Source organism: Amycolatopsis coloradensis (assembly GCF_037997115.1).
GTDB lineage: Bacteria > Actinomycetota > Actinomycetes > Mycobacteriales > Pseudonocardiaceae > Amycolatopsis > Amycolatopsis coloradensis_A.
Window position 1 is genome coordinate 3,805,870 of sequence record NZ_CP150484.1, and the last position, 7,382, is coordinate 3,813,251.

Annotated in this window: 2 protein-coding genes; both read left to right on the forward strand. The window is 70.8% G+C overall.

Annotated features, from left to right (window positions below; translation table 11 throughout):
- Positions 1–29: 29 nt before the first annotated feature.
- Entirely contained in the window at positions 30–2,573 is a 2,544-nt protein-coding gene (locus LCL61_RS18195; RefSeq protein ID WP_340687924.1) for a hypothetical protein, read from the forward strand.
- Positions 2,574–2,630: 57 nt separating this feature from the next.
- Positions 2,631–2,978, forward strand: a complete 348-nt coding sequence (locus tag LCL61_RS18200) for a WXG100 family type VII secretion target (RefSeq protein WP_340687925.1) — start codon at positions 2,631–2,633, stop codon at positions 2,976–2,978.
- The last annotated feature ends 4,404 nt before the right edge of the window (positions 2,979–7,382 follow it).

Sequence of the window (7,382 nt, forward strand, 5' to 3'; positions counted from 1 at the left end):
CCACCCGCACTGCCCGAGCAGGAGGCAAGATGAACCACGGCACCGTGGATCAAGGCGCCGGTGATTTCCTCGTCGAACGGCGCGGTGCCCACGTGCTGGTCCGCCGGATCGGTGAAGCGGCCGCCCACAGTGATCCCATCGGCTGGCCGGAGCCCGTCGCCGGTCACGTTTTCGTTCTGGTCTCTCCCGCCGCGGCAAGGGAATCCTCGTTCGTCACCGCGCTTCCCGCACTGCTGCACCGCTCCGTGGTGACAGAGGAGGTCAAGGCCGTCCGGATCGCGCTGCCGGGGTTCGGCCGGGATCCGTTCGTCCCGCAGGCGCTGGCCGACGCGCTGAAGATCGAGGTTTTCGCCCCGGACGGCGCTTTCGTCACGAACCCGGGTGCGTTCCTTTACGCCGGTCACGGGACCGGCGGTACGGGATGGCTTCGGTTCCGCCCGGGAGTGCCCGTTCGTTCCGGCGGACGACGGTATCCGGTGCCGGCTTGGGAAGCGGCGATGCCGAGCGCTCCGTCCGACTTGCCTGGCGCGATCGCCGAACCCGTGCCTGCCGGTCTGCTGGTGCGGCGTCCGGAGGGGCGCCCAACGGCTCCCGGCGACGTGGCCTTCTCGGTGCCCGCCGACCCGGCAGCCGCGAAAATCATCGTGGGCGCGGAAAACCTCGCGCCTGACGCCTCCGTCGTGTCCGCGGTGATCGGTCAGTTGCCGCCGGTCCCGATGGAGCTGGTTTCACTGTCCACAGTGTCCAGTGCGCACCCCTGGTTGAGCGAATTCGCGGAGTCGCTCGGCCGTGATGTCGCCGTGACAGTCTCCCCCGTGGACGTCAGAAAGCGCTATAGGCCTTTCGTGGCTAAACTTCTGCAGCGTGCCGACGGCACTCAGGAAGTACTGGAGTTCGTCGCCCCACCCCGGGGATGGCAGCGGCGTGACGCCCTCGGATACAGGCTTGGGCGGGTCATGGCAGACGTCGTGCCGTCAGGTCTCGTGCTGCGCACCGGCGCCGGTGATCCCGCGGCGTCGACGCTGCCGTTCGAACCCGAAGGCTGGACGCTGCACCTGGGAACGCCCGGCGCGCCGATCGACCCGGATCTGCTTTCCGCCACGGAAGCGCTGCTCGGCGAACTCGCCCCGGAAATCCGTAAAGTCGCCCGTCTCCGGCTGCTGGGACGGCTCGACGAGCGGACCCTGGACCTGATCGATCCCCGAGCGGCCGTCGCCGCCGGGCGGATCACCCCTGCCGGGCCCGGGCAAGCCGAACCTCCGCGGACGGGGTCCGACCAGGCCGGATCGGTTCAGCGACCGGAAGCACGACCCGGTCCGGCGGCCGCACCTCGGCCGGGTACAGCCGAAACGGCCCGTCCGAGCGCCGAGGCACCGCGTCCGCAGGGCGGACCGGTCATGCCGGCCGCGCTGATGGTGTCTTCGGCGCCGGTGCCGACGGTGTCCGGCTCGGCGTTCGCCGCCCCCGCGCAGGAGCCGGTCGCGGAGGTTCCGCAGGTGCCTTCGACTCCGGCCGCCACACGGCCGGAAGCTCCGCTCGCGGCGGTGGAAGTGAGGCCGGTGCACCGGGAAGCAGGTCTGGAGGCTTCGCCCGTCGCCGCCGTACGCCCGGATGACACCGCTCCGATGCCCATGCCGGTGGTGGAAGAGACCCGCACGGAGATCCTGGCCACCGCCGCCGAAACGCGGGAACCCGTCCTCTCGGCCGAACCTCGGTTGGCGCCGGGAACCGCGCTCGCCGTCGCCGACAGGTCCAGCACGACGGCCGAGCAAGCTCGTTTCACCGCTGCGGCGGGCGAAGAGTACGGCGAAGCACTCGCCACGGTGAACGCGGCTTTGGCGACTTGGCCGTCCATGCGCGGCCAGGCCGACTCCGGAATCAAGGCCGACTACGTCGCGGTCTGTCTGTACCTGGGCCGTGGACGCGGAGGTTTCGGGAATCTCCACACCGCCGTGCGCGGTGGAGGCGCTGGAGAGATCCCCGATCAGATCACCTGCCTCGCGTCGGGACTGCGGCGGCTTCCGACACACCGGCGTGCGGTGCTCCGCCAGAGCAAGGACCCGCAGGCGCTCGAACGTACGATCGCGCCGGGCTCGATCCTGACCGAGCCGGGGTTCCTCGTCGGCAGTATGGATCTCGACGTGACCGTGCCTGACGCGGATCTCGATGTCCTCATCTGGCCCGCTTCGGCCCGCCGGACCTCGGAGCTGATGATCGGCCAGCCGGTGAACGAGGTCGTTTTCTTCGCCGGTGCGAGGTTCAAGGCGCTGGCTCTGCGGGAGGCTGAGCCTGCCGAAGGCGAGCCGAACGACGAGCCGACGGCGCCCCGGGTGGCGGCGTTGTTCCGGGAACTCGGGCCCGATGAGGCCGTTCCGGTCTCCGATGAACTGGATGAGCATGATCTGGCCGTACTGGCGAAGCTCGACCGGGCGCTCGAACGGCGGCACCGCGGTGCGCTGCGGTTGGTCGAGGAACCCGATCTGATGAACCGCCTGACGAGCTCGCTCTATGAGTGGCGCGAGGAAGCGTCGTCCACGGCCGACAGGGGCCAGACGATCACGATGGCTTCGTAACAGGCCGGGGCATCAGATCTGCCGAGGCAGGAATTCCATCACGGAAAGGTGACAACGATGGCGGACAAGTTTCGTCTGGATCCTGCGGGGATGCAGGAGATGCTGGCCAAGCTTCGTTCCGAAAACGCGGATTTCTCGGCTGCCTTGACGCAGTTGAATCACACCCTGGACAGGTACGAGGGGTGCTGGGGTGAGGACAAGGCGGGAAAGCAGTTCGCCGATGGCTACGTGAAAAATGCGAGAGATGTCAGAAAAGGGCTGGGTGATATTTCCAACGGTGTCGGCGAGCTGTCCGATGGGGTGAACACCACGGTCGGTGAGTTCCGTGATCTCGACGAGGCGAACGCGAAAACTTTTGATCACCGACTAGCGGAATCCATGCAGCAACAGCAGAATAAGTCCTGAACTAGATCAACTGGGTCAGCCGGAATTTTCTGTGGTGATGTGACTTTTCTGTGAAGGGAGTGGGTGGTGTTCGAGTCCGGCGATGGGCCTGCGAAGCCGCCCAAAGCCCTGCAGAATTTCTTGAAGATCATGGTGGGGATGGAGTGGCCTGAGGGCAATGTCCGGAGTATGCGGGCGATGTCTCAGGCTTGGTCTGATTTTGCTCCGGTGGCGGAGGATTTCGCGGCGGGGGTGCGGTCGCGGGCGGCTGACCTGGATCGGTCGATGGACGGCGAGTACGCGCACGCGATGGTGGAGTACTTGAATGCGACCATCGCCAAGTCTTTGGATCAGCTGGCGGCATACGCGCGGGAGTTGGCCAAGACGACGAAGACCGCTGCGGCGAATGTGGAGAAGGCGCAAATTCTGTTGATCGCGGCCGCGGTGTTCGCGGTGGCGCAGATCGCGTTTTTGGCGGCTTCACTGATTTTTTCGTGGATGATCCCGGCGGTGAAGGCCGCGACGCAGTTGACGATGCGGATGATCATTCAGCAGTTGCTGGCGAAGTTGTCGACGTTGGGGCTGGAGAAGCTGTCGTGGGAGGGGTTGAAGCAGGCGCTGGTGAGGATCGCGCCGTTCGCCCAGCAGGCGGCGATCGATGTGGGTACGTCCGCGGCGGTGGGTGCGGGCTTGATGACGTCGATGGACTACTTCACGCAGGTGGGCCAGCAGAACAATGGTCAGCGGGATGAGATCGACGGGAAGTCGGTGTGGCAGGCGGCGGTGGGTGGTGCGATCGGCGGCGCGGCGTCGGGGGTGATGACCGGTGGTGCGCGGGTGGTCGTGCACGTGGCGCAGTCGGCGGCGAGGGACCTCGGGGCGAAGATTCCGCGAGGGATGGTGATCTGGGGGCAGGTGGGGTATGCGGGTGGTCAGGTCGCCTCGGTGTTGTGGAGCACGCCGATCATCAACACGGTGCTGAACAATCCCGACGCGTTCTGGGGTGGGGCGTTGGGGGCGTTGTCGGGATTCGGGCGGCCCCGGATGCCGGAGGGGGCGGGTGGCGAGGGCGGGATGCGGGTCGATGTCCCGGACGTCGATCTGCATTTGCCCGGTGCGCCGGAGAAGCCCGCACCGGGCGGGTCGGAGAAGCCGGGCGATGTCGGTGATGAGGGGTCGGTGTCGTCGCGGCCGCCGTCGTATACGGAGTCGGAGGCGCCACCGCGGTACTCGGAGGAGCAGGGAGTCCCGGATGCGGATGAGAAGAAGGATGCCCGGCCGGCACTGGTGATTCCGCGGGCCGCTGGAGACGCGGCGGCCCCGGTCACCGAATCGGCGGGGGGTCGCAGCCCGATGACGGGGGCCGATGAGGCACAGTCTCCCGGCACCCAGACGACTCCCGGCACCCAGACGGACACCGGGCAGCCCGCTGTCGTGCGGCAGCCGGTCAGCAGCAGCGGTGGAAGCCCACTCGGCCAGCTGTTCACCGCCGATCCCGCCGTCACCATCGCCCCTCCGGCCACCTCCACCACCGGCGGGCCGGTGTCGACGAGCCCGGCCGGTACGGCCACCGGCCCGGCTTCGGGATCCGGCACCGCGCAACCGGCAACCGGTACCGGCAATGGCCAGGTCACGGCGGGCAGCGACGGCCGTCCCACCACGACCAACGGCGGGCAGCCGGCGCAGGGGACGCCCGGCGCGGCCTCGTCGAACGCGACCGCACAGCCGGCCACCTCGGCCGGTCCCGCGCAATCGGGTCAGCCGGTCGCGGGTGAAGCCGGGCGCGGGCAGGCCGCGAACCAGCCGCCCGGGAACACCACCAGCGGTCCCGGACAGCAAGGAAGCACTCCGTCCGGCACACCGGGTGCGAGCGAGAACGGTCGAGCGCAGGGCGTCACGCAGCCTGGGGCCGGCCAGTCGGCGAACACCACCGGCGGTCCTGCTCAGCCGGGGGCTGGAGCCCCAGGGCAGTCCGGCTCGGGTGAGGGCAGGGGGCCGGTGGCCGGGCAGGCCGTCACGAACACGGCCGGTGGTCCGGCGCAGCCGGGAAGCGGCGCGCCCGCCGCTGGTGAGAACGGTCGAGCGCCGGGTGTCACGCAGCCTGGGACCGGTCAGCCGGCGAACACCACCGGCGGTCCTGCTCAGCCGGGTGCGGGGTCCCAGAGTCCGGCGGCGGGGCAGTCTTCGGTGATTCAGCCGCCCGGGAACACCACCGGCGGTCCTGCTCAGCCGGGGGCTGGAGCCCCAGGGCAGTCCGGCTCGGGTGAGGGCAGGGGGCCGGTGGCCGGGCAGGCCGTCACGAACACGGCCGGTGGTCCGGCGCAGCCGGGAAGCGGCGCGCCCATCGCTGGTGAGAACGGTCGAGCGCCGGGTGTCACGCAGCCTGGGGCCGGCCAGCCGGCGAACACCACCGGTGGTCCGGCGGCGTCGAAGCCGGGGGAGTCCGGAGCGATCGGGGAACAGCCGCTGACGGGACGTCCGGGAGAGGGCACGCCCCCGCCGTCCGTACCCGAGGCGGACGGCCCGGCGCCGAAGGCCGAGAGCCCGACGCCGCCTTCCGGACCGAAGACCGAGCCCCTGCCCGATCCGAATACGCCGAAGGCCGACGAGAGCGGACCGGCCGAGGAACAGCCCAGGGACAGCAGCAGGCCGGCTTCCGGCGACGCCGACCAGCGCGTGCGTCCGGACACCGACCAGCCCGTCGTGGTGGAGAACGGCCGTCCGGCGCCCGTTGCCGGTCAGCCGACGGCGAACCAGACACCTCGCCCGGATGCCGCCGCGGCCCAGCCGGGGGCCGGCGATGCCGCGCGCCCGGCGTCCGGACAGGGTGCCCGCCCGGAGGCCGCCGGGGTGGAACGGACACCGGGGCGCGATGCCGATGGTCGTGGCGGGTCGTCGACCCAGCAGTTCTTGCGGGGTGACGCGCCGGCTGCCGGGAGCCCGGCTCCGCGGACGGAGTCGGGGCCGGCGGCGCAGCCACCCAGGGGTGATGGGCCGCAGCCCGCCCGGACGGAGTCGGGGCCGGCGGCGCAGCCACCCAGGGGTGATGGGCCGCAGCCTCCGCGGACGGAGTCGGGGCCGGCGGCGCAGCCACCCAGGGGCGATGGGCCGCAGCCTCCGCGGACGGAGTCGGGGCCTGCTGCGCCGCAGCCGAGGAGTGATGGGCCACAGCCTGCGAGGCCGTCCGGTGAGAGTGTCCGTCCTGGTGCGGAGTCGGTCGCGGCGCAGCGTGGCCTGCGAGCCCCGGGTGAGGTGCCACAGGTCGTGGGAGCACCGGAGAGCAAGCCGGGCGGCAGGGCCGGTGATGATCGGTCGCGGGCAGGCTCGACCGTCGACACGGGGGACGTGCAGGCTGCGCTGGTGGCGGCCCAGCTGGGATCGACCCGACCGGACCAGGTGATCAGGTCTGCTCAGGACGGACGCTTGGACGGCCCGGCGGCGGAGTTCGTGACGGCCGCGGAATGGGGTGCCGTGCGGGAGTCGGTTCCGCCGACGAGGCATCGGGCCGAACGACGGGATCTCTCGACCGCGGCGGACACGGAGCCTTTGATCTCACAGATCCGGTTCGACATGCGGCGAGCCGAGGTGGCGCCGGGTCGCTGGGTGAGCGAGCTGTCGGTGCCGGTGGAACTGGTTTCGAAGCCGGACGGGGTGGACGCGGGTGCGCGCCGGGGCCTGGCACGCGACATGCAGCGGATGCTGGACGAGCGGATCAACGGCAGGCACCGCCTCCCCGGCGGGGATCAGCTGCATGTGGTGATCGACGCGCGGACGTCGGAGGCACCACCCCGTGCGGGATGGGAGCGGGACGGATCGCGGCCGGTGCCGGTCGAGGTGGGCACCACAGCGGAGCGGGGACAGCTGTCCTGGCGGACAGGGGACACCGACGCGGCGGTGGGGAAGCTGCTGCGGTTCATCGGGGTGGAGGGGCGGCCATCGGAGCCGGTGCGGCTCGGCGGCCCCGTCGAGGGCCCGGCCGCCCGCCTGGATCCGACGGATCTGGTGGGGATCGACGAAACGATCCGGGAGACCGTGGGTGAGGCGCGGGTGGCGCCGCCGGGGGTGGATCCGGTTCGCCCGGTGGTGGTGTCGGGTCCGTCGGGGACGGTGGTGTGGCCGGAGCGGTTGGCGGGGTTGGGCACGTCGTGGGCGCGGGGTGAGGACGGGTGGTATCGGGCGGAGAGCCCCGGGGAGATACAAGGCGCCGGGGGGCCGGTGGTGGTGCCGGGGGGCGCGCGGGCGGTGTTCGACGGGGGTGGCGAGGCGCGGTATGTGGTGCTGGACGAAGGCGGCAGCGTCGAGCGGGGTTTGGACGGCACGTGGTCGCCTGTCCGGTCGCAGCCGGGCGAGGTCCGGGCGCAGAAGATGACCGAGGCCGAGGTGCGTGAGGCCGGTGTGATGACCCTTGCCGACGGGTCGAGGGCG